Raw genomic sequence first — 22738 nt, 5'->3', positions numbered from 1 at the left:
GCTGTGCCCTCAGTTGTAGATGATGTGGAAGTAGAAGAAGCGGCCGTAGTCGTCGATCTCGGTACGGAAGCGCCCGTTCGGGCCGGTGCTGTAGGTCGGCTGGGTGTTGAACAGGTTCTTGGCTTCGTACTTCAGCGTCACGTGCCTGCTGACCTTGTGGCTGAAGGCCATGTTGAAGGTCATGTACGGGTCGTAGTACGAATCCAGCCACTGGGTGTCGCCGAAGTCGACCAGCATCCGGCTGCGGTAGGTTCCGGACAGGCGCAGTTGCGAGTTCTTCCACGGCATGCGCCAGATCACCGAACCATTGAGCGACCAGTCCGGCTGGTACAGCAGCCGGTCCAGGCGTCGCTCGGTGCCATCGGTGATGCGGTAGTTGGTCCTGCCTTCCATCCGCGTGGCGTTGAAGTACATGTCGAAGCGCTGGCGGCCCCATTGCAGGTTGCGGTTGGCCACCGCGAACTCGACGCCGCGCAGCCTGGACTCATCGGTGTTCATCGGTTGGGTCACCCGGTAACGGGTATCGCCCACGTTCTCGAAGGTGGTCAGGGTGTAGATGTCGTCCTTGACTACCTTGTCGAACAACGCCACCGAGACCAGGCCGTTGTTGCCGTTGAAGTACAGGTCCCATGCAAGGTCGATGTTGGTGGAACGGCGCGGCTGCAGGTTCGCATTGCCCTGCTTGATGGTGCAGAAGCCCCTGCCCTCCTCGTCATCGCCACAGCTGGTGCTGGTGGCCTGGGCAATGTTGCTCGGCGTCGGCCGGCCCAGCGTGCGGCTGGCGGAGAAGCGCAGGCGCTGGTCCTCGCTCAGCTTGAACGTCGCATTCAACGAGGGCAACAGGTTGTTGTAGCCACCGCTCGTGTTGCGGAAGGCGGAGGTATAGGTGGTGCCGCCATCATTACTGAACGGGCTGTAGGCATCGAAGCGGGTGTGGTCATGGCGCAGGCCACCGATCAGCAGCAGCCGGTCCCAGGCGTAGTGCGCGGACACGTACGCATTGGTGATGTCCTCCACGTACTTGTAGTCACTGGTGAAGTTGGCATTCGGATACGCCGCATTGTTGTTGCCCAGTTTCGGTAGCAGTTCCTCGTTCCACTTGCGGTTGTCGATCAGCGGGAAGCCCGGCACGCTGCCCAGCAGCGTCGATCCCGGATACAGGTAATCGTTGAGCGTGGCGCTGCTCTTGAAGTAGTCGAAGTCGATGTCCTGCCAGATCTTCAGGTGGCGGTATTCGGCGCCGGTGGCCAGGCCGAAGCCACGCGCATCGGCGTCGATGTTGTAGCTGAAGTCGGCGCGCAGGTTGTCGATGCTCTCCTTGGCATCGCGCGGGGAGACATAGGCCTGCGCCGGATTGAGCTTGAACGCCGAGCTGGTCAACAGGCTGGAATCGGACACCGCCACCGCGTTGGGGAAACCGTGGCTGTCGTTCTCGTAGTCGACGAACAGGCTGCTTGGGTAGGCGCGCACACCCCAGTAGACCTGGTTGTTGTGGAAAGTCTCTTCGGTATGGCCGCCACGCAGGCTCAGCCGCGAACGGTCGCCGATGTCCCAGTTGAAGCTGGCGATGGCGCCACGGTTGCTGCGGTCCCAGCGGTCGTGGCGGTTCTTGATGTAGATGCTGTTGATCTGGGTGGTGCCGCTGTCCTCGGTCTGGTTGCGGATCGGAAACTTGGCGTTGCCGTACAGATCGGTCTTGTTCATCGTCGAGTTCTCGTAGAACCGGTACGAGTACAGCAGCAGCGATGCGTAGAACGGATCGTCCGACGGCTTCCATTCCAGCTTGGCCGAGCCGCCGAAGTTGGTGATGAAGTTGGTGTAGGTGCCGGTGCTGAAATTGCCGGGCGCACGCAGCCCGTTCCAACCCTTGGCCTCATCCGGCCCGGTGGTGCCGTCGGTGAGGTACTTGCCGGCGTCGTTGTAGTAGTAGTTCGACTCCACCCAGCGCTTGACGCTGTTGCGCGAACGCTGCTCATAGCGTGCCACCGCAACGATGCCGAACTCCTGCCCGGCGCCGAACTGGTTGGAGAACACCATCTTGGCGCTCTTGCCGAAGTGGCCCAGGGTTTCGTGGTTGCCGCCAGCGCTGCGCTCGACGTTGGTCTCGGCCGTGGAATAGATACCTGCCACGTCGGCAAACACGTACTTGCCGGACCGGTCGAAGGCACTGCGGCTGATGATGTCGATCACGCCGCCGATCGCATCCGGTGCCTGCTCCGCACTGAAGCTCTTGTAGATGTCGGTACGGGTGCCGATGTCGCTGGGAATCAGCTGCAGGTTGTTCATGCGTTCGCCGGAGCCACTGCCACCCACGCTGGCAATCGCGATGCCGTCGATGGTGGTGTAGTTGAGATTGGCCTGTACGCCGCGCACCGTCACGTAACGTGGCTCGCCGGCATCCTCCACCGCACTCAGGCCTGGAGCGGCCATCAGGCTCTCGGCCAGGGTCTCGTCGCCGTAGCTGTCCATTTCGTCGTAGACCACCGAATCCTTGATCACCGGTGAGGTCTTCTTCTGGTCGATCACCTCGTGCGCGGCAATCACCTTCACCGTGTCCAGGGTCGGCGCCACCACCGCCTCGGCCTCGCGCGGCTTCGGTGCGCCGGGGTTCGGCGCGTTGCGTACCGGTGCCGGATCGATGGCGATGACATTGCCATCCACCACGGTGTAGCCCAGGCCGGTACCGGCCAGCAGTGCATCCAGCGCCTGCCTGACGGTGGCACCGCGCGGCACCGCACCGGCCATGCGGGCATCGCCATCGGCCGAGTACAGGAACTGCACCCCGGAACTGCGTGACAACTGCTCCAGTGCACGCGCCAGCGGCTGTGCCGCGATCGGCGTGGACACACGCGCCTCCAGGCCATCGGCGGCGGCGGCGAAGGCCAATGGCATGCTGCCGGGAGACAGGGCGAGGATGATCGACAGGTAGAGCGTGTTGCGCATCACGGGTCCTTGGAAGAGAGAAGGCAGCAGGCGCCGCTGCGCGGATCGGCAGCGGCTTCTCCCAAGTAAGAGCCCGCATCCACCAAAGTGGAGAACGCGGATTCAATGAATTTTTTCTGACAGTCCACGGCCACCTCGGCCTCAGCGGCTGCCAACCCGCACTGTGTCGCCCTCGCGGCTCACCACGAAGCGCGGGTCACGTTCGAGGAAGGCCTGCAGCGCACCGATGCGATGCGCATCGAGGCTGCCGGACAACCGTGCCGATGCCGCGCCCTCGTCCAGCACGCGCACCTGCACCTGGTTGTGCCGGTTGAAGGCAGCAGCCACTTCGTCCAAGCGTTCGTCAAGGAAGGACACTTTGCGCTGCTGCCAGTCCAGCAGCATCGACAGTGGCATGTCCAAGGACTCCACCGCATGGCTGCGCGCGTCGACCTGCACCACCCGGCCCTGCCCCAACTGGGCCAGGCGGCGGGCACCCGCGCCCTGGCTCCAGACCTCGACCTCGCCGGAAACCACACCGATGCGCGTGCTCTGCAGCCGTCGCGACACGTCGAAGACTGTGCCGATGTCCCGGATCTCCAGGCCGTTCACCTGCACCTGGAACGGGCGGCGGTCGCGTGCGATGTCGAACGTCGCCTCGCCCTGCAGCAGTTCCGCCTTGCGACTGAACCAGCCCATGCGTACCCGCAGGCGGCTGTCCGCGTTGAGCCGCACCTGTGTCCGGTCAGGCAGCACCAGGTCACGCAGTTCACCGTGGTCGGCGCTGTACAGCTGTTCGGTGGGCATCAGCTGCGGGACCAGGCCCACGCCGAGCAGGGCGATGCAGGCTGCGGCAGCCATCACCCACCCGCGCGTGCGGCGGCGCAGCGGCGCGGCGTGCGGCGCGGCGGGGGCACTATCGAACAGAGGCACCACTTTGGCGGCCGCCTGCCGTGGCGGCGCCGGCGCCTCTTCCGGCAACGGCGATTGCAGTGCCTCGCCGACCTGCCGGTGCAGCGCGAGGGCGTGCATATAGGCGCGCACGTGCTCGGGCGAGCGCTTCATCCAGTCCAGGAACGCAACCCGCTCGGCCTCGTCCAGCACTCCCTCGCGATTGCGCAGGAACCAGTCCATTGCCTCGCAGGCGAGCGTGTCGTCGGCCATGGGCGATGCGTTCCGGTTCATGCGTGCTCCCTGGCGCCCAGCGCCTTCCTGCAGGCCTCCAGACCCTTGCCGATGTGCTTGCGCACCATGTGCACCGACACCTGCAACTGCTGGCTGACTGCCGGGCAGTCCAGCCCGTCGCGGTAATGCAGCTCCATCACCCGTCGCGTGGTCGCCGGCAGACGTGCGATGGTGCTGCGGATATCGTTCCAGCGCTGCGCGCGCTCGAACTCGCCCTCGATGTCTTCTTCGCTTTTCAGCACTTCGGCCAGCTGATCCACGTCTTCCAGCGGCGGCAGCGACAAACGCGCGCGCGCGTGCTCGCGTGCCAGGTTGGCCGCGACCGTGAACAGGTAGGCCTCCGGGTTCTCGATCGCTGCGGCATTCTCGCCGGTGGCCCGCAGCAGCCGCAGGTACACCTCCTGCGCCAGGTCCTCGGCGTCTTCGCTGGCAGAACCGCGACGCAGGAAGAAGCCACGCAGCAGCCGTCGGCGCAGCGCGTAGCTCTTCTCCCAGATCCTCACGCTGTTCACGGCCGGCCAACACCCCGAGGCTGGAAAGCCCCGCAGGGTGACGACCATCGATGACAGTGGCGTTGCAGCAGGCGGCCATGCCAGGCACTCTCCGCCCGGCACATTCGCCCATGATATGGCGCACCGTGCCAACCCTTGCTTGCCAGAGACCCAAGCCGGGCCCGCCTATCGAAGCCGCGGGGCCAGGCCTACGCTTGCCTCCCCGGTGGCCGCCACGGTCGCCCTTCGCGTCACGGCTCCGCCATTGCGACCCCGCTCCAGTGCTGTGCGCCCTGCCGGTGTTGTCGCCCAGGCAGAGTCGGCGCCCTCTGGAGACAGTCATGAACCAAGCCCTGACCCCCTTCGATACCGACCCGCTGGAAACGCGGGAGTGGCGTGAATCGCTGGAGGCGGTGATGCAGGCCGGTGGCCGGCCACGCGCGCATTACCTGATCGACCAGCTCAGCGAGCTGGATGCGCAGCGGCACGGCGACCTGCATGCGCGCGCGTGGACCGCCTACGTCAACACCATCCCGCCGGAGCGCCAGCCGGCCTACCCGGGCGACCTGGCCATCGAGCGCCGCCTGAACGCGATGATCCGCTGGAATGCGATGGTGATGGTGCTGCGCGCCGGCAAGCACTCCAACGTCGGCGGCCACATCGCCACCTACCAGTCGGCGGCGGTGCTGTACGACGTGGGCTTCGACCACTTCTTCCGTGGCCGTACCGACACCTTCGACGGCGACATGATCTACATCCAGGGCCATTCCGCGCCGGGCATCTATGGCCGTGCGTACGTGGAAGGGCGCATCGATCCGGCACGGATGGACAACTTCCGCCGCGAAGCCGGTCGTGACGGCCTGTCTTCGTATCCACACCCGCGCCTGATGCCGGAGTTCTGGCAGTTCCCCACCGTGTCGATGGGGTTGGGCCCGCTGACCGCCGCCTACCAGGCGCGCTACATGCGTTACCTCGAGTACCGCGGCCTGAAGCAGCACCAGGACCGCAAGGTCTGGGCCTTCCTCGGCGACGGCGAGATGGACCAGCCCGAATCGCTGGCGGCGATTTCGCTGGCCGGCCGCGAGCGGCTGGACAACATCGTATTCGTGGTCAACTGCAACCTGCAGCGCCTGGACGGTCCGGTGCGCGGCAACGCCAAGGTCATCCAGGAACTGGAAGGCACGTTCCGCGCGGCCGGCTGGAACGTGATCAAGCTGATCTGGGGCAGTGGCTGGGACGACCTGCTGGCCCGCGACCACAGCGGCCTGCTGCGCCAGCGCATGATGGAATGCGTGGATGGCGACTACCAGACCTTCAAGTCGCGGAGCGGTGCTTACGTGCGCGAGCATTTCTTCGGCCGTTACCCCGAGCTGCTGGAGCTGGTCGCGCACATGAGCGACGACGACATCTGGGCGCTGGCACGTGGTGGCCACGATCCGCAGAAGGTGTACGCCGCCTACCAGCAGGCGGTGAACACCCGCGGCCGGCCGACGGTGATCCTGGCCAAGACGGTCAAGGGTTTCGGCATGGGCGAAGCCGGCGAAGGCCAGAACATCAACCACCAGCTGAAGAAGATGAGCGCCGATGCAGTACGCGCCTTCCGCGACCGCTTCAACCTGCCGGTCAGCGACGAGCAGCTGGAGGAGATGCCCTATCTGCGCCCGGAACCGGGCAGCGCCGAGGCCGCCTACTTCGCCGAACGCCGCCGCATCCAGGGTGGGCAGCTGCCGGCGCGCCTGGCCAAGGTGGATCCGCTGCCGCTGCCGCCGCTGTCGATCTTCAACACCCAGCTGCAGGGCAGTGGCGATCGCGGCCAGTCCACCACCATGGGCTTCGTGCGCATCCTCACCAGCCTGCTGAAGGACCCGGATCTGGGCAAGCTGGTGATTCCGATCGTGCCCGATGAATCGCGCACCTTCGGCATGGATGGCCTGTTCCGCCAGATCGGCATCCACTCCTATCTGGGCCAGCTGTACACCCCGCAGGATGCCGGCCAGCTGAGCTATTACAAGGAAGCCAAGGACGGTCAGATCCTGCAGGAAGGCATCAACGAATCCGGTGCGATCTGTTCATGGATCGCCGCCGGCACCGCCTACAGCAACCACGGCCTGGCCACGATTCCGTTCTACATCTTCTATTCGATGTTCGGCCTGCAGCGCGTCGGTGACCTGGCCTGGGCCGCTGCCGACGCGCGTACCCGCGGCTTCCTGCTCGGTGCGACGTCGGGCCGCACGACGCTGATGGGCGAAGGCCTGCAGCACGATGACGGCCACAGCCACGTGCTGTCGTCGGTGATTCCGAGCTGCGTGTCCTACGACCCGACCTACAACTACGAACTGGCGGTGATCATCCACGACGGCCTGCGACGCATGTATGTCGACCAGGAAGACATCTACTACTACATCACCGTACTCAACGAGAACTACCCGCAGCCGGCACTGCCCGAAGGCACCGAAGCCGGCATTCTGAAGGGCCTGTACCTGCTGCATCCGGCAGCCGCCGACAACGCCTTGCAGCCACGCGTGCAGCTGATGGGCAGCGGCTCGATCCTGCGCGAAGTGGAAGCCGCGGCAGACCTGCTGCAGCAGGACTTCGGCATCGCCAGCGATGTGTGGAGCGCGACCAGCCTGACCGAACTGCGCCGCGACGGGCTGTCCGCCGAGCGCTGGAACCTGCTGCATCCGGCCGAAGAACCGCGCGTGCCCTACGTGCAGCAGTGCCTGCAGGGTCATGAAGGCCCGGTGGTGGTGGCCACCGACTACATGAAGATCGTCGGCGACCAGATCCGTCCCTTCATCAACGACCGCCGCTTCACCGCATTGGGCACCGATGGCTTCGGCCGCTCCGACACGCGTGAATCGCTGCGCACGTTCTTCGAAGTGGATCGCCACTTCATCGTACTGGCGGCCCTGAAGTCGCTGGCCGACGAAGGCCGCATCGAACGCTCGCGGATGCAGGACGCGATCGACAAGTACGGCATCGACACCGGCAAGCGCGATCCGGCCGCCGCCGTGTAAGGCCGTTGCATTCACCACGCCTGCCCTGCGGGCGTGGTGAATGCAGCATCGCTACGGCATGCGCTTGAACAGGTTGGTCTGCAGGATCGGCGTGCCGTCATGACCGTAGAACGCCTTGGTCTCGGTCATCGTCGCCTGGTCATCCGCCACGGTGTAGATGCGGGTGGAGGCCGGCGTGCCATGGTCCACCAGCTGCATCACCAGCGTGTTCGGTGCAGGCAGTTTCAGGTTGGCCTTGTCCGCGCCATAGGTGCCGGACAGGGCGCCGGGCGTGCCATCCAGGGCCAGCGTGCCGTCGGATTTCATGGTCTTGCCGTCGTGCAGGACGATGTCCACGTGCGAGCTCCAGCGGCCACCACCGGCGTCCTTGAACTCGAGCACCACGTGCTTCGGGCGCTGCGCTTCGGGTAGCGCAGACGTGGCGATATCCAGCGACCAGCGCCCCAGCAGGGGGGAAGGCGAAGTCTCCACTGCCAGCGCCGGAACGGCGGGGAGTGAAAGCGCAGACAACAACACAGCGGACAACAGCTTCATACGTTGCTCCGTTCCAGTGAAGAAGATTCTGCGTGACGCGTTGTGGGTCGCAGCGCCTCGGATCGTGCACAGCATCGGCGCCCGGCGCAAGGCGGGGCGCTGAACACGCGGCAACCTCATTCGCGCCCCCGCGATTTCGGTCTGGCGGCAAGGTCTCATCCGTCCTTGCCGATACAAAGAGTTACGTTATAACATTTCACTTCGCCTTCACGAGTCCTGCCATGCGTCGCCACCTGCTTGCTGCTGCCATTCTGTTCGCCGTCCACACCGCCCAGGCCGCGGACGAACCCACCCTCCCCACCCTCCAGGTCCAGGCCTCCCAGCCCTCGCGCATCGACAGCCGGGTCACCGTCGACAATCCGCAGGCGCAGAACCGCACCCTCGGCGGCCTGCTCGAACACGTCTCCGGCGTGCAGAACAGTGCTTTCGGGCCGAACGCAGGCGCCCCGGTCATCCGCAGCCTCAGCGGCAACCGCGTGCAGATCCTGCAGGACGGCCAGTCCGTCCTCGGCATGAACGCGATCAGCGGCGACATCAACATTCCGTTCGATCCACTGTTCGTGCGCAGCGTCACCGTCAACAAGTCCTCGGACACGGTGCGCTATGGCGGCAATGCGATCGGCGGCAGCGTGGAGATCGATTCGGGCCTGATCTCGCGCAGCATGGAAGACAAGGACCAGTCGATGGAACTGGTCCTGCGCAAGGGCTTCAATGCCGCCGATGCGCAGGGCTTCCGCATGAACTTCAACAACCAGCGCAACCTCTCGACCAACCTGCAGGTCTCGCGCCAGCGCATCTCGCACTACGACATCCCCGGCAACAGCAAGGCCCGTGTCTGCAACACCCGACTGTTCCCGCCGACCGGCGGCGTCAACTCGGCGCTGGCCGACAGCTGCCAGAAGGAAGCACGCGTACAGCAGATCTACAACAAGGCCTCGCAGCCTTACATCGACCAGTTCATGACCGAGAATCCTGACTGGGCCGATGGTGAATTCTCGTTCTACACCAACAACCCGACCTCGGTCTGGCAGCGCCGCACCTATATCAACCCGGTCAATCCTGCCTATGTCGCCGGCACGCCGTCATACGTGCAGAAGCAGATCAACAATGATGTGACGCCCGACTACCATCATCGGCTGGGCAACAGCCATGCGCGCAACTTGCAGGTGGCCTTCGGCTCGACCCTGTTCTTTGACCGCGGCTACGTCGGTGTCAGCATCGATGCCAAGGACAGCGAGTACGGCGTGCCGGGCTTCTCGATGCAGAACCTGTCGTTCGGTTCCAACCATGCCGATGGCCTGCCGGTGGGCGTGGTGATCAAGCAGCAGCGCTACGCGCTGGAAGCCCTGCTGCGTGATCCGCTGCCGTGGTTCGAGCGCGCGGAACTCCGCGTGTCCAGGCTGGACAACACTTCAGGCGAGCGACTGGGTACCACGAGGGCCAACGACTACGATTTCGAGAGCACCCAGGCCGAGTTGCTGCTCAGCCATCAACGCGTCGGCCCGCTCAGCGGCCTGGTCGGTTTCAGCCACCAGTCGCGTGATGTCAGCGGCAGCGGCTCGCAGCGCTACCTGCCGGACGTGGACACCCGCAGCAATGCGGTATTCCTGAAGGAAACGGTGGACGTCGGCTGGGTTACCTTCGATGCTGGCGTACGCCACGAACGGGTCGACCACGCACTACAGCCCAGCCGCTTCAAGACCGCGCGCAATGCCGCCAACACGAAACTGCAGGACCGCGACTTCCGGCTCAACAGCTACAGCCTCGGCTCGTACGTCGAGCTCGGCCCCTGGTTCGCGGCCAAGGTCCGTTACTCATCCTCACAGCGCGCCCCGGAGATCAACGAGCTGTATGCCAGCAACGCGCACTATTCGGTGATGACACAGGAAGAAGGCAACCAGAACCTGGAACCGGAGCGCGCGAAGAACCTGGAACTGACCGGCCTGTTCCACCTCGGCGGTTTCGAGCTGTCCGCCACCGCGTACCGGATGCGGTACGAGAACTACCTCTATCTCGGCTATTCCGGCCTGCAGACCGCCAACCGCCTGCCGCTGAAGTACTGGAAGCAGACCGACACCACGGTGAAGGGCTTCGAGATCGACGCGTCGCAGGCATTGGACCTGGGCCGCTATGGCACGTTGAACGTCTCCGCCTTCGCCGACCTGGTGAAGAACAAGGCCGACCACCCGGATTCGCTGCGCGCCCACAACGACGGCGAGTATCTGCCGAACATGCCGACCAACCGCTACGGCGCCAACCTGCAGTGGCAGCGCGAAGGCTGGAAGGCACAACTGTCCAGCACCTACTACGACGCGCAGAAGTACCTGGGTCGCAATGTCAGTGAGGAAATTCCGCTCGACGCATTCAACCTGGTCGACCTGCAGGTCAGCCGCGAACTTCCAGTGCGCAACAGCTACATCGCAGGCGTGGAAGTGTTCGTCAATGGCAGCAACCTGCTCAATGAAGAAGCGCGGCCGCACAACTCGCCGCTGAAGTACATCGCGCCCCTGCCGGGGCGGGGCTTCCAGGTCGGCGTGACGATACGGCTCTGAAGGCCGGCCGTAAAGAAAAACGCATGCAGATCGAGGATCTGCAGGCGCGTCTTTGTATCTGGCGGAGTGAGAGGGATTCGAACCCTCGATAGAGCTTTTGACCCTATACTCCCTTAGCAGGGGAGCCCCTTCGGCCACTCGGGCATCACTCCGGGGTATTCTCCGCGTCTGGTGCGTTGCACCTCAGCGGGGCGTGAATCATAACGTTAATCGAGTGCGAAGGTAAAGCGTTATTCGGCAGAATTTTCGCTACCGGTGCCACCGGCTTCATCACCACGCTGGATGCGCTGGTAGATCTCTTCGCGATGCACAGCGACGTCCTTCGGCGCAGTGATGCCGATACGCACCTGGTTACCCTTGACGCCAAGCACGGTGACGCTCACCGAGTCACCGATCATCAGGGTTTCGCCGACGCGGCGAGTCAGGATCAACATTTTTGTAAGTCTCCATGGAACCGTGTGGAAGGGTATCCCCCACCGGCTTGACGCTCCGTCAAGAAGCGCTACCACGACAAAGGGAAAAGATTCGCAATGGTACCGTCAGCCGTCCCGCTCCTACAAGGAGGGGGACGGCAGGGTTCATCACAGGCGGGGGCTGACCCATTCGACGACTGCAGCCAGCGCAGTGGCAAGGGCGGGCCCGTCCTCGCCACCACCCTGGGCGAGGTCCGGGCGTCCGCCGCCCTTGCCCCCGATCTGACCGGCGATATGGGACAACAGTTCCCCGGCCTTGACTTTGCCCATTGCGCTGCCGTTCACACCCGCGACCAGGGCGGCCTTGCCGTCCTGGGCACCGGCCAGCACGATCACCGCGTCGCCCAGCTGCTGCTTCAGGCGGTCCATGGCGTCACGCAGGGCCTTGGCGTCGAAGCCCTCCAGGCGGGCAGCCAGCACCTTCACGCCGGCGACCTCGACGGCCTGGCCGGACAGGTCGGCCGTGGCACCGGCCGCGACCTTGGCCTTCACGGCCTCCAGTTCGCGTTCCAGCTGCTTCTGGCGCTGGCCGAGGGCACGGATCTTCTCGACCACGTCGGCAGCGCTGCCACCGAGCAGTTCAGCGGCCTCGGCCAAGCGGGCCTCTTCGGCGTCCACGTAGTCCAGGGCGCCCTGGCCGGTAACCGCCTCGATGCGGCGCACGCCGGCGGAAACACCGCCCTCGGAGGTGATCTTGAACAGACCGATGTCGCCGGTACGGTTGACGTGGGTGCCACCGCACAGCTCGGTGGAGTAGTCACCCATCTTCAGCACGCGCACGTGCTCACCGTACTTCTCGCCGAACAGGGCCATCGCGCCGAAGTCCAGCGCTTCCTGCATGGCCATGGTGTGCACTTCAGCGGCGTTGTTGGCACGCACCTGCTGATTGACCTTGCGCTCGATCACCGCCAGCTCTTCCGCGCTGATCGGCTGGAAGTGCGAGAAGTCGAAACGCAGGCGGTCCGGCGCGACCAGCGAGCCCTTCTGCTGCACGTGGGTGCCCAGCACTTCGCGCAGCGCGGCGTGCAGCAGGTGGGTGGCCGAGTGGTTGAGGATGGTGGCGCCACGGCGCTCGCCATCGACCTGGCCGGACAGCACATCGCCGACCTTCAGGCCGCCTTCGGACAAGGTGCCGACGTGGCCATGGAACTGGCCGGCGAACTTCTGGGTGTCCTCCACCGCCAGGCGCACGCCGTTGCCAGCCAGCACGCCGGTGTCACCGACCTGGCCGCCGGATTCGGCATAGAACGGGGTCTGGTTGGTGATGACGATGACCGAATCACCGGCATCGGCCGACTGCACCGGACGACCGTCCTTGAGCAGGGCCAGCACGCTCAGGCCGTCGGCCTGCAGGCGGTCATAGCCCAGGAACAGGGTCGGGCTCAGCGTTGCCACCAGCTCGGCCGGCAGGGTCACGCCGCCGCCGAACTTGCCGGCCGCCCGTGCGGTTTCGCGCTGCTGTTCCATCGCGGCATCGAAGCCGGCGATGTCGACGGTCAGGTCGCGCTCACGGGCAATGTCCTGGGTCAGGTCGAGCGGGAAGCCATAAGTGTCGTACAGGCGGAACGCGTCAACGCCCGGGATCACGCCATTGCTGGCCTTGCCGGCCACGTCCTCGAAGATCTTCATGCCGGCGTCGAGGGTTTCGGCGAAACGCTCTTCTTCGGCCTGCAGCGCACGGGTGACGGTGTCCACCGCCGCCGGCAGCTCTGGATAGGCCTCGCCCATCTGCTCGACCAGGGTCGGCACCAGCTTGCTGAAGAACGGCTGGCGCACACCCAGCATCCAGCCATGGCGCAGGGCGCGGCGGATGATACGGCGCAGCACGTAACCGCGGCCTTCGTTGGACGGCAGCACGCCATCGACGATCAGGAACGAACAGGCACGGATGTGGTCGGCAATCACGCGCAGCGACTTGTTCTCCAGGTCGGCGGTGCCGGTCAGCTCGGAAGCCTTGCGGATCAGCGCCTGGAACAGGTCGATCTCATAGTTGGTGTGCACGTGCTGCAGGATCGCCGCCAGGCGCTCCAGGCCCATGCCGGTATCCACGCACGGCGCCGGCAGCGGCACCAGGGTGCCGTCGGGCTGGCGGTCGAACTGCATGAACACCAGGTTCCAGATCTCGATGAAACGGTCGCCGTCTTCGTCCGGGGAACCCGGGGGACCACCGGCAATATGATCACCGTGGTCGTAGAAGATCTCGGTGCACGGGCCGCACGGGCCGGTGTCGGCCATCTGCCAGAAGTTGTCCGAAGCGAACGGCGCGCCCTTGTTGTCGCCGATGCGTACGATGCGCTCTTCCGGAACGCCGACCATGTCGCGCCACAGTTCGTAGGCTTCGTCGTCGGTCTGGTACACGGTGACCAGCAGGCGTTCGGCCGGCAGCTTCCAGACCTGGGTCAGCAGCTCCCAGGCCCAGGCGATCGCGTCCTTCTTGAAGTAGTCGCCGAACGACCAGTTGCCCAGCATTTCGAAGAAAGTGTGGTGGCGCGCGGTGTAGCCAACCTGGTCGAGGTCGTTGTGCTTGCCGCCCGCGCGCAGGCAGCGCTGCACGTCGGCCGCGCGCACGTAGCTGCGCTTTTCCGCGCCAAGGAACACGTCCTTGAACTGCACCATGCCGGAGTTGGTGAACAGCAGGGTCGGATCATTGCCCGGCACCAGCGGCGCCGACGGCACGATGGTGTGGCCTTTACCCTTGAAGAATTCAAGGAAGTCGCTGCGGATCTGGGATGTCGTGAATTTGGCGGATGCGTTCATTGGGGGCTGGCAGTCTGCGGGCCGGCGGACCCGGACCACCGGCCGCGTTGGCCAGGGTCGCGAGGGACCGCCGAAAACCTAAAGGGTATCAGGCCCGGCGCCGCCAGTCTCAGTCATCCGGGTCGTAACGGGTCGCGCGGCGGATGCTGTCGCCGTCGAAGCCCCGCCGGGCCAGCAGATCGGCAGCCTTGCGCCGCTGCGTCAGGTCCTGCGGGCCGGCCTCGCCAAAGCGTCGGCGGACCAGATCACGGGCGTTTTCCTGCCAGTCGCCTTCGTAGCTGTCCATCGCTGCGGCAACCGCGGCACTGTCCAGGCCATGGGTCCCCAGCTCGGCGCGGACATGGATCGGCCCATAACCGGTGTTGGCGCGCATCCTCACCAGGTTCTCGGCAAAACGGGTGTCGTCCTGCCAGCCGGCCTCGGTCAACTTGGCGACAGCGGCCTGCGCGGCTTCGTCTTCGATGCCACGGGAGGTCAGCTTGCGGGTGAGTTCCTTGCGCGAGTGCTCGCGGCGGACCAGCAGGCCCAACGCCCGTTGCACGGGGGTCTGCTCACGCGGCCGGCGCTTGCGGCCGGTCGGAATGTCTTCGGCGTCGGACATGGGTACTCCAAGGGTGGCGCCATCCGTGGCGCCCAGCCCATCCCTGGGCGATTCGAACCTGCGGGACAGGGCGACGTCACTGACGGCGCCACCCTGCCCCACAGCAAGCCTTATTCGTCTTCGCCTTCGTCGTCGCCTTCCTCGCGGGCCGCTTCGGCCGGCTGGAATTTCTCGCGCAGCTCGGCCTCGAGCTTGGCGGCGACAGTCGGGTTGTCGCGCAGGTAGCCGCGGGCGTTGTCCTTGCCCTGGCCAATGCGTTCTTCACCGTAGCTGTACCAGGCGCCAGCCTTCTCCACCAGCTTGGCATCCACACCCATGTCGATCAGCTCGCCTTCACGGCTGATGCCTTCGCCATACAGGATTTCGGTGATGACCTGCTTGAACGGAGGTGCCAGCTTGTTCTTGACGACCTTGATCTTGGTCTGGTTACCGATGATCTCGTCACCCTTCTTGATCGCGCCGATACGGCGGATGTCCAGGCGGACCGAGGCGTAGAACTTGAGCGCGTTGCCACCGGTGGTGGTTTCCGGGCTCTGGCCCGGCATCATCACGCCGATCTTCATGCGCAGCTGGTTGATGAAGATCACCAGGGTGTTGGAGCGCTTGATGTTGCCGGTCAGCTTGCGCAGCGCCTGGCTCATCAGGCGGGCCTGCAGGCCTGGCAGCTGGTCGCCCATCTCGCCTTCGATTTCGGCCTTCGGGGTCAGCGCGGCAACCGAGTCGATCACCAGGATGTCCACCGAACCCGAACGGACCAGCATGTCGGCGATTTCCAGCGCCTGCTCACCGGTGTCCGGCTGCGACAGCAGCAGGTCGTCCACGTTCACGCCCAGCTTGGCGGCGTAGATCGGGTCCAGCGCGTGCTCGGCGTCGATGAAGGCCGCGGTGCCGCCCATCTTCTGGCATTCGGCGATGGCCTGCAGGGTCAAGGTGGTCTTGCCCGAGGATTCCGGCCCGTAGATCTCAACGACACGGCCCTTTGGCAGACCACCAATGCCCAGCGCGATGTCGAGCATCAGCGAACCGGTCGGGATGGCTTCGACGGGCTCGACCACGCGGTCGCCCATGCGCATCACCGAGCCCTTGCCGAACTGCTTTTCGATCTGGCCCAGAGCTGCAGCGAGGGCGCGCTTCTTGTTCTCGTCCATCGGATTGGTCCTTGCAGAGGTCGTGTCGTTGGAGGTGCTGTCTTTGGGGGTCTTCTTTGCCATGGGCTCACTTTAAGTCGGACGTATCGCACAGGCTGAGATTCTGCCCGGCGCTCTGAAAAGAATTATCGGACATCCGTACCAACCTCAGTGGAACCAGAGAATCGCCACAAAAGACCGCGGGGTAATGCGCTACGGAACGGATCAACGGTTGGGCCGCAACAGGCCGCAATAGAGGCCCTCGATCGCGAAGTCCTGATCCGGCAGCACCTCGATCGGCTTGTAGTCGGGATTGCGCGGCAGCAGGCGGATGCGATCCTTGGCGATCTTCAGCAGCTTGACCGTGATCTCGTCATCGATGCGGGCCACCACGATCTGCCCGGAATGGGCGTCGCGGGTGCGGTGCACGCCGATCAGGTCACCGTCGAAGATGCCCTCATCGATCATCGAGTCGCCCTGCACCTTCAGCAGGTAGTCCGGCGCCGGCGAGAAGAACACCCGGTCCAGCACCACGAAATCGTCCGAGCCGATGTCGGCGCCGATCGGCAGGCCGGCCGCAACCCGGCCCAGCACCGGCAGGCGCAGCACGCTGTCGGCCAGGCCCGGCTCGGCCAGCTTCTCGACCGGCGGTGCCTGCACCAGGCGGATGCCGCGGGCCTGACCCGGGATGCGACGGATCGCACCGGCCTGCTCCAGGGCTTCCAGGTGGTACTGGGCCGCGCGCACGCCCTTGAAGCCGAATGCGCGTGCGATTTCAGTCTGCGACGGCGGTGCGCCTTCGCTCTCGATACGCTCGGCGATCAACTGCAGGATCGCCTGCTGGGTGTCGGTCAGGTCCATGGTTAGTAGTATTACTACTAATATGCACGACTGCAAGTGCCGGGGCGATCGGGGTGGTGCGGGCTTGTTGGGCCGAGGCACGCTTGGCAGTCGCGCGAATGACGGGGCCGACCCAGGCAAGAGCAGCCGAGCATGGCTCGGCTCTACAGGAATCGCTGCACGATTCTGCGGTTCCTGTGGAACCGCAACAGGCGCACTTCGTGCACCTGCCTACGTGTGCTTACCGCTTCTCCATATCGAAACCAGGATCCATACGCCGCAGAAGCCGGCGCCGATGAATCCGCACACGCCCAGCGCCAGCAACCAGCGGCTGGAAACCCCGCCGACGCTGTGCATCACGATCGACGAGCCGATGATCAGCGCGGCCGTGATCACGCCCACCACCAGTCGGTTCGCGGCCCGGTTCACCTGCTCGCCAAAGCCCTGCAGCGCGGTGGTCTCCACCTTCAGCTGGAGGCGCCCACGGCGCGCCGCCTGGACCAGCTTGCGCAGGTCGCGCGGCAACTCGCCGGCGAAGTCGACCAGGCCCAACAGGCTGCGCCGGCCGCGCTTGAGCAGCGCCCTGGGCGCATAACGCTGCAGCACCACACGCTCCAGGAACGGGCGGGCGGCGCTGGCCATGTCGAAATCCGGATCCAGCTGCCGGCCCATGCCTTCCAGGGTCAGGAAGGCCTTGATCATCAGTGCCAGGTCGGCCGGCAGGGTCAGGCTGTAGCTGCGCAGCAGCTGGGTGATGTCGCCCAGCATCAGGCCGATGCGCAGATCCTTCAGCGGCACGCCACGGTACTGGTCGACGAACTGGCTGATGTCGTGCTGCAGCCGGTTCTCGTCCACTTCCACGCCGCCGGCCCAGTCCAGCAGCACGTCCGCCACGCCCTGCGGGTCCTGCTCGACCAGGCCGTGCAGCAGTTGCGCGACCTGGAAGCGGCGCACTTCGGACAGCGCACCGACCATGCCGAAATCGATCACGCCGATGCGGCCGTCACGCAGGTAGATGATGTTGCCGGGGTGTGGATCGGCGTGGAAGCTGCCGTCCTCCAGCACCATCTTCAGCACGATGCCGGCACCACGCCGCGCCAGCTCGCGCCGGTCCAGGCCCGCCGCATCGACGCCAGCCAGATCGCGGCCGGGAATGCCGTCGACGAAGTCCTGCACGTTCAGGCTCTCGCAGGTCCACTGCCAGTGCACCTTCGGAATCAGTATGTCGTCGCGGCCGCTGAAGTTGCGCGCGATGCGTTCGGCATTGCGGCATTCGGCGGCAAAATCCAGCTCACGGCGCAGCGATACGGTGAACTGCTGCACGACCTCGGCCGGGCGATAGCGACGCAGGTCCGGCAACCGGGCCTCGACGATCTCGGCCAGCCGCGCCAGCAGCCGCAGGTCGGCCTCGACCACGTCGCGGATGCCGGGACGCCGCACCTTCAGCACCACCTCACGACCATCATGCAGCCGCGCGCGATGGGCCTGCGCCAGCGAGGCGGCGGCCATCGGGGTTTCGTCAAGGAAGGCGAATACCTCCGCCGGCGACGCGCCCAGGTCGGCTTCGAGCTGCCCGCGGATCTCGGCGTACGGCAGGGCCGGCACCGCGTTCTGCAGTTCGGACAGCTCGGCAATCCACTCCGGCGGCAACAGGTCGACGCGCGTTGCCAGCACCTGGCCAAGCTTGACGAAGGTCGGGCCAAGATCCTGCATCGCACTGCGCACGCGCACCGGTGCGGTCATCCGCAGCAGCTCCTGCCGGTCCTCGTTCCAGTGCAACAGGCGCCCTGCCCGCTCCAGCGTGCTGGCCAGGCCGATGCGCCGAACCACGTCGCCGAAGCCGTAGCGGATCAGGACAACGGCGATTTCCTGCAGTCGGCCCAGGTCACGGACCGTGCCCAGCGTTTCCCACATCATGCGTGCTCCGGACGGTTACCGGAGCAGCATGTCACAGCTGGGCGTCGATACCGCGCAATGCCGCCGCCACGGTTTGCCGGCGGATGGCTTCGCGGTCGCCATCGAACTGGAACAGCTCGGCGCGGGCGTAGCCACCGCGGCGCTTCCAGCCGATCCAGACACTGCCGACTGGCTTGTCCGGACTGCCACCGCCGGGGCCGGCGATACCGGTCACCGCCACGGCGATGCCGGCACCGGAATTGACCAGCGCACCGGACACCATCTCCAGAACGGTTTCGCGACTGACCGCGCCGAACTGTTCCAGCGTCTGCGCACGCACGCCCAGCAGGCGCTGCTTGGCTTCATAGCTGTAGACCACCATGCCGCAGTCGAAGAACGCCGAAGAACCGGCGATGTCGGTCATGCACTTGGCGATCCAGCCGCCACTGCAGCTTTCGGCCGTGACCAGCTGCAGCGAGGCCTGTTGCAGGCGCTGCCCGAGCGCGGCGGACTGGGCATTGAGATCGGCGTCGGTGGGGATGGACATCGGCATGACGGTGGGGTGAAGAACCCCGTTGTACCGCAGATGACAGCCGGATGTCGCGCCCCTCCGGCACGATTGCGTTGCCGGCCAGCGGCCGGCACTACCAGCCATGGGCCGCTAGCTCACCACTCCGGCAGTTTCTCCGGCAGCAGCGCCCGGATCGGCGCGCCATCGGCACTGGCGGCCAGCTTCTCGGCTTCGGCAATCGGCAGGTCCACCTGCAGCAGCCAGCCCTCTTCATCGGCCTGTTCGCTGCGGATCACTTCCAGCTGGTGCAGGCGCGCACGCAGGCGGCCGGCATCCGGCGGCAGGCGCAATTCACCGGTCACGTGCTGCAGGCCCAGGCGCTTGCCCAGCACTGCCTGCAGCAGCTCAAGGCCCTGCCCGTCACGCGCGGAAATCCAGACACGTTCACGACGCGACTCGTCGGGCACGCCATCCTGGCCATCGTGGCGGACGTCGGCACCGTCGATGCGGTCGATCTTGTTGAACACCAGCAGCTGCGGCAGGTCACCGGCACCGACCGCGGTCAGCACCTCGTCCACCTGGGCGATGCGCTCCTCGCGGTGCGGATCGGCGGCGTCGACCACATGCAGCAGGAAATCGGCCTCGCGTGCCTCGGACAGCGTCGAGCGGAACGCGGCGACCAGATCATGCGGCAGGTCGCGGACGAAACCGACGGTGTCGGCCAGCACCACGCTGCCGCCCGGGACCGCGATGCGGCGCACGGTCGGGTCCAGCGTGGCGAACAGCTGGTCGGCGGCATAGGCCTCGGCGCCGGTCATGGCGTTGAACAGGGTCGATTTGCCGGCGTTGGTGTAGCCCACCAGGGCCACGCGCGGCAGCTCGCTGCGCACACGCGCACGGCGCATCTGGGTGCGCTGCACTTCAACCTTCTCCAGGCGCTTCTGCAGCTGCTCGACCCGCTTCTGCAACAGGCGGCGGTCGGTTTCCAGCTGGGTTTCACCCGGGCCACGCAGGCCGATCGAACCGCCGCGCTGGCGCTCCAGATGAGTCCAGCCGCGCACCAATCGCGTGGCCAGGTGACGCAGCTGCGCCAGCTCGACCTGCAGCTTGCCCTCGTGGCTGTGTGCACGCTGGGCAAAGATGTCCAGGATCAGACCGGTGCGGTCGATCACCCGGCGCTCGAGGAAGCGTTCCAGGTTGCGCTCCTGACCCGGGCTCAGCGCATGGTTGACCAGGATCAGGTCGGCGCCACTGGCATCGGCCGCGGCCTTGATCTCGTCCAGCTTGCCGCTGCCGATCAGGGTTGACGGATTCGGACGGTCCAGGCGCGCGGTGATCGTCGCGGCGATGCTGGCCCCAGCCGAGCGGGCCAGATCACCGAACTCTTCCAGCACATCGTCTTCCAGCTTGCCGAAATGGGGCTGGATCAACAGGGCGTGCTCGCCCTTTTTCGAGCGGTCAAACATTCACCGCTCCGGTATTACTCGTCTGCTTCATCACCTGCCTGACCACCTTCACCCGACTGCACGTAACCACCGCCCGGACCGACCTTCACGTTGCGTGCCGGAACCACCGTGGAAATGGCGTGCTTGTAGACCATCTGACTGACCGTGTTGCGCAGCAGGACCACGAACTGGTCGAACGACTCGATCGTGCCCTGCAGCTTGATGCCGTTCACCAGGTACACCGAAACCGGCACGCGCTCGCGCCGCAGTGCGTTCAAGAAAGGATCCTGCAGCGATTGCCCCTTGGACATTGCACACTCCTGATTATTGTTCTTATTGGGTTGCCGACGGTTGCCACGGCCCCCGAGCCGCCCGCCGACCGATGATGTTACACGGCTGGCGGGGGTTCAGCGTGCGACGAAGGCCGACACCGCGCCGGCAAGGCGCTCCTGGTCGATATGGGGGTCGAACCAGCGCGCATCAAGCTCGCCGCGCAGCCACGTCAGCTGGCGCTTGGCCAGCTGGCGGGTGGCGAAGATCGCCTTGTCACGGAAACGGGCGGCATCACCCTCCCCGTCCAGGTACTCCCAGGCCTGGCGATAGCCGACCGCACGCACCGCCGGCAGGTCCAACGGGGCCTCCACGGCGGCCATTTCCGGCATCGCGCGCAGTGCCCGCACTTCGTCCAGGAAGCCCTGCGCCAGCATGGTGTCGAAGCGCGCCTCGATGCGCTGGTGCAGTACCGCGCGGTCACGCGGGGCCAGGATCAGCTTGAGGGTGCGCACCGGCAGCGGCGCCACGCCCGGACGGCGCTGCCATTCAGTGATGGGCGTGCCGGTCAGGCGATAGACCTCCAGTGCCCGCTGGATGCGTTGCGGGTCGGTGGCATGGATGCGTGCGGCGGCGGCCGGATCGACCTCGGCCAGCTCTGCGTGCAATGCCGCCCAGCCCCGCTCGGCCGCCTCGGTGCTGAGTGCTTCGCGCATCACCGGGTCGGCCTCCGGCATCGGCGACAGGCCCTGCAGCAGGGCCCGGAAGTACAGCCCCGTGCCACCTGCCAGGATCGGCGTTTTGCCGCGTGCCACGATGTCGGCCACGACCCGGCCGGCATCGGCGGCGAACTCGGCCGCCGAATAGGTCTGCCAGGGATCGCGCAGGTCCAGCAGATGGTGCGGCGCCTGTGCACGCTCGGCCGCATCAGGCTTGGCCGAGCCGATGTCCAGGTGGCGGTATACCAGCGCCGAATCGACGCTGACGATTTCGCCGTCCAGTTGCTGTGCCAAAGCGATTGCGGTGGCGGTCTTGCCACTGGCGGTCGGCCCCATCACGGCGATCGCCAGCGGCCGCCGATCGACGCCCATCAGTCTTCGTCCGGCCAGCGGATCGTCCGCGCAGCGTCGGCACGCGGCGTCGGCACGGCCTCCACTGCCTGCCAGATCTTCAGCGCATCGACGGTGGCCGCCACGTCATGCACGCGCACGATGCGCGCGCCACGTTGGACCGCGATCAGGTGCGCGGCCACCGAAGCCGCCACGCGTTCGGAGGGCGTGTCGCGGCCAGTGAGTTCTCCCAGGCTGCGCTTGCGTGACAGGCCGGCCAGCACCGGCACCCCCAGTTCCAGGAAGCGCTCCGAACGCGCCAGCAGGGTCATGTTGTGGGCGGTGCTCTTGCCGAAGCCAAAACCAAGGTCGATCAGCAGGTTCTTCTTCGCAATGCCCGCCATCTCGGCAGCGAACAGGCGCTGCACCAGGAAACCATGCACCTCGGCGACCACGTCGTCGTAGTGCGGATCGGCCTGCATGTGGCCCGGCTCGCCCTGCATGTGCATCAGCACCACCGGCACGCCGCTTTCGGCGGCAGCTTCAAGCGCACCGCCCTGGCGCAGGGCGAAGATGTCGTTGATCATGCCGGCGCCAGCGGCCACCGCCGCGCGCATCACCTCCGGCTTGAAGGTATCGATGCTGATCGGCACCCGGGTGCGGGCGGCCAGCTGCTCGATCACCGGAATCACCCGGCGCAGCTCCTCCTCGACCGATACCGGCGCAGCGCCCGGGCGGGTCGATTCGCCGCCGATATCGAGCAGGTCGGCGCCCTCCTCGACCAGCTTCAGGCCGTGGGCGACCGCAGCCTCGGTGGTGTCATGCGCGCCGCCATCGGAGAAGGAGTCCGGGGTGACGTTGACGATGCCCATGACCCGGGCACGGTCCAGGCGCAGGATGCGGCCGGCGCAATCGAGCTGGGGCGAGGTATCGAACATGGGCAATCCTGCAGGGACGACGGCGGGTAGTTTAGTTCGGCAGGGCGGCGCCCTGCACCCGCAGAGGCCCGGGCTACAGCAACAGCTGAAGCAACAGCCGAAGCAACAGCAGGTGTACTGAGGGATGGCG

17 protein-coding genes and 1 tRNA gene are annotated in these 22738 nt (G+C 65.9%); 2 read left to right on the top strand and 16 right to left on the bottom strand.

The window, feature by feature from the left end; translation table 11 throughout:
• Window positions 1-9: 9 nt before the first annotated feature.
• The 3 genes from AC5P7I_RS08080 to AC5P7I_RS08070 form a co-directional block, all read right to left on the bottom strand.
• Window positions 10-2943 (bottom strand): TonB-dependent receptor, encoded by a 2934-nt coding sequence (locus AC5P7I_RS08080; RefSeq protein ID WP_262087232.1) that lies wholly within the window; start codon window positions 2941-2943, stop codon window positions 10-12.
• Window positions 2944-3084: 141 nt separating this feature from the next.
• Window positions 3085-4107, bottom strand: a complete 1023-nt coding sequence (locus AC5P7I_RS08075) for a FecR family protein (protein ID WP_197605895.1) — start codon at window positions 4105-4107, stop codon at window positions 3085-3087.
• Complete coding sequence (locus AC5P7I_RS08070; RefSeq protein ID WP_041863300.1) at window positions 4104-4619, bottom strand: RNA polymerase sigma factor; 516 nt, start codon at window positions 4617-4619, stop codon at window positions 4104-4106. Before AC5P7I_RS08070 ends, AC5P7I_RS08075 begins: the two co-directional genes overlap by 4 nt.
• A 320-nt stretch (window positions 4620-4939) precedes the next feature.
• On the opposite strand from AC5P7I_RS08070, the gene aceE reads away from it, so the two are divergent.
• Window positions 4940-7615 (top strand): pyruvate dehydrogenase (acetyl-transferring), homodimeric type, encoded by a 2676-nt coding sequence (aceE, locus tag AC5P7I_RS08065; RefSeq protein ID WP_262087224.1) that lies wholly within the window; start codon window positions 4940-4942, stop codon window positions 7613-7615.
• 51 nt (window positions 7616-7666) lie between these two features.
• Here aceE and AC5P7I_RS08060 read toward each other — a convergent pair whose 3' ends face one another.
• Entirely contained in the window at window positions 7667-8149 is a 483-nt protein-coding gene (locus tag AC5P7I_RS08060; RefSeq protein WP_014646723.1) for a hypothetical protein, read from the bottom strand.
• 221 nt (window positions 8150-8370) lie between these two features.
• On the opposite strand from AC5P7I_RS08060, the gene AC5P7I_RS08055 reads away from it, so the two are divergent.
• Window positions 8371-10701 carry a TonB-dependent receptor gene (locus tag AC5P7I_RS08055; RefSeq protein WP_262087220.1) on the top strand — a complete coding sequence of 777 codons (2331 nt, stop codon included), beginning with the start codon at window positions 8371-8373 and terminating at the stop codon, window positions 10699-10701.
• Window positions 10702-10760: 59 nt separating this feature from the next.
• On the opposite strand, the gene AC5P7I_RS08050 is transcribed toward AC5P7I_RS08055, so the two are convergent.
• The 12 genes from AC5P7I_RS08050 to folP form a co-directional block, all read right to left on the bottom strand.
• Window positions 10761-10853, bottom strand: a tRNA-Ser gene (locus AC5P7I_RS08050).
• A gap of 78 nt (window positions 10854-10931) precedes the next feature.
• The gene (csrA, locus tag AC5P7I_RS08045) at window positions 10932-11135 is read right to left on the bottom strand and encodes a carbon storage regulator CsrA (protein WP_004152909.1); all 204 of its coding nucleotides are present in this window, start codon (window positions 11133-11135) and stop codon (window positions 10932-10934) included.
• Between the two features lie 147 nt (window positions 11136-11282).
• The gene (gene alaS, locus AC5P7I_RS08040) at window positions 11283-13931 is read right to left on the bottom strand and encodes an alanine--tRNA ligase (RefSeq protein WP_014646721.1); all 2649 of its coding nucleotides are present in this window, start codon (window positions 13929-13931) and stop codon (window positions 11283-11285) included.
• Window positions 13932-14040: 109 nt separating this feature from the next.
• A complete protein-coding gene (gene recX, locus AC5P7I_RS08035; protein ID WP_262087218.1) occupies window positions 14041-14532 on the bottom strand; it encodes a recombination regulator RecX in 492 nt (163 codons plus the stop codon).
• A 110-nt stretch (window positions 14533-14642) separates the two neighbouring features.
• Entirely contained in the window at window positions 14643-15680 is a 1038-nt protein-coding gene (gene recA / locus AC5P7I_RS08030) for a recombinase RecA (RefSeq protein WP_005412937.1), read from the bottom strand.
• Between the two features lie 204 nt (window positions 15681-15884).
• Window positions 15885-16520 (bottom strand): transcriptional repressor LexA, encoded by a 636-nt coding sequence (gene lexA, locus AC5P7I_RS08025; protein ID WP_032962190.1) that lies wholly within the window; start codon window positions 16518-16520, stop codon window positions 15885-15887.
• A 210-nt stretch (window positions 16521-16730) separates the two neighbouring features.
• Window positions 16731-18413 (bottom strand): 2-polyprenylphenol 6-hydroxylase, encoded by a 1683-nt coding sequence (gene ubiB / locus AC5P7I_RS08020; RefSeq protein WP_032962195.1) that lies wholly within the window; start codon window positions 18411-18413, stop codon window positions 16731-16733.
• Window positions 18414-18447: 34 nt separating this feature from the next.
• Window positions 18448-18942: a CinA family protein gene (locus AC5P7I_RS08015; RefSeq protein WP_005409020.1), complete on the bottom strand. Its 495-nt coding sequence runs from the start codon at window positions 18940-18942 to the stop codon at window positions 18448-18450.
• Between the two features lie 119 nt (window positions 18943-19061).
• On the bottom strand, window positions 19062-20372 hold the full coding sequence (gene hflX / locus AC5P7I_RS08010) for a ribosome rescue GTPase HflX (protein ID WP_049405705.1): 1311 nt from the start codon (window positions 20370-20372) through the stop codon (window positions 19062-19064).
• Between the two features lie 14 nt (window positions 20373-20386).
• Window positions 20387-20662, bottom strand: coding sequence for an RNA chaperone Hfq (hfq, locus tag AC5P7I_RS08005; RefSeq protein WP_004152891.1), 276 nt, complete (start codon window positions 20660-20662; stop codon window positions 20387-20389).
• Window positions 20663-20758: 96 nt separating this feature from the next.
• Window positions 20759-21712, bottom strand: a complete 954-nt coding sequence (miaA, locus tag AC5P7I_RS08000) for a tRNA (adenosine(37)-N6)-dimethylallyltransferase MiaA (protein ID WP_014646715.1) — start codon at window positions 21710-21712, stop codon at window positions 20759-20761.
• Window positions 21712-22608, bottom strand: coding sequence for a dihydropteroate synthase (folP, locus tag AC5P7I_RS07995; protein ID WP_262087213.1), 897 nt, complete (start codon window positions 22606-22608; stop codon window positions 21712-21714). Before folP ends, miaA begins: the two co-directional genes overlap by 1 nt.
• Window positions 22609-22738 lie beyond the last annotated feature (130 nt).

It is taken from the genome of Stenotrophomonas sp. YJH_SMC_138 (assembly GCF_059369855.1).
The sequence above is the reverse complement of the archived record's forward strand: the minus strand, read 5'-3'. Positions and strand labels throughout refer to the sequence as shown.

What these genes read in the sequence shown, in the direction of transcription:
- AC5P7I_RS08015 (WP_005409020.1), bottom strand. Translation starts at nt 18,942, where the DNA reads ATGTCCATCCCCACCGACGCCGATCTCAATGCCCAGTCCGCCGCGCTC.
- lexA (WP_032962190.1), bottom strand. Translation starts at nt 16,520, where the DNA reads ATGGACCTGACCGACACCCAGCAGGCGATCCTGCAGTTGATCGCCGAG.
- recX (WP_262087218.1), bottom strand. Translation starts at nt 14,532, where the DNA reads ATGTCCGACGCCGAAGACATTCCGACCGGCCGCAAGCGCCGGCCGCGT.
- AC5P7I_RS08075 (WP_197605895.1), bottom strand. Translation starts at nt 4,107, where the DNA reads ATGAACCGGAACGCATCGCCCATGGCCGACGACACGCTCGCCTGCGAG.
- alaS (WP_014646721.1), bottom strand. Translation starts at nt 13,931, where the DNA reads ATGAACGCATCCGCCAAATTCACGACATCCCAGATCCGCAGCGACTTC.
- hflX (WP_049405705.1), bottom strand. Translation starts at nt 20,372, where the DNA reads ATGTTTGACCGCTCGAAAAAGGGCGAGCACGCCCTGTTGATCCAGCCC.
- ubiB (WP_032962195.1), bottom strand. Translation starts at nt 18,413, where the DNA reads ATGTGGGAAACGCTGGGCACGGTCCGTGACCTGGGCCGACTGCAGGAA.
- csrA (WP_004152909.1), bottom strand. Translation starts at nt 11,135, where the DNA reads ATGTTGATCCTGACTCGCCGCGTCGGCGAAACCCTGATGATCGGTGAC.
- AC5P7I_RS08060 (WP_014646723.1), bottom strand. Translation starts at nt 8,149, where the DNA reads ATGAAGCTGTTGTCCGCTGTGTTGTTGTCTGCGCTTTCACTCCCCGCC.
- folP (WP_262087213.1), bottom strand. Translation starts at nt 22,608, where the DNA reads ATGTTCGATACCTCGCCCCAGCTCGATTGCGCCGGCCGCATCCTGCGC.
- hfq (WP_004152891.1), bottom strand. Translation starts at nt 20,662, where the DNA reads ATGTCCAAGGGGCAATCGCTGCAGGATCCTTTCTTGAACGCACTGCGG.
- aceE (WP_262087224.1), top strand. Translation starts at nt 4,940, where the DNA reads ATGAACCAAGCCCTGACCCCCTTCGATACCGACCCGCTGGAAACGCGG.
- AC5P7I_RS08055 (WP_262087220.1), top strand. Translation starts at nt 8,371, where the DNA reads ATGCGTCGCCACCTGCTTGCTGCTGCCATTCTGTTCGCCGTCCACACC.
- AC5P7I_RS08080 (WP_262087232.1), bottom strand. Translation starts at nt 2,943, where the DNA reads ATGCGCAACACGCTCTACCTGTCGATCATCCTCGCCCTGTCTCCCGGC.
- miaA (WP_014646715.1), bottom strand. Translation starts at nt 21,712, where the DNA reads ATGGGCGTCGATCGGCGGCCGCTGGCGATCGCCGTGATGGGGCCGACC.
- recA (WP_005412937.1), bottom strand. Translation starts at nt 15,680, where the DNA reads ATGGACGAGAACAAGAAGCGCGCCCTCGCTGCAGCTCTGGGCCAGATC.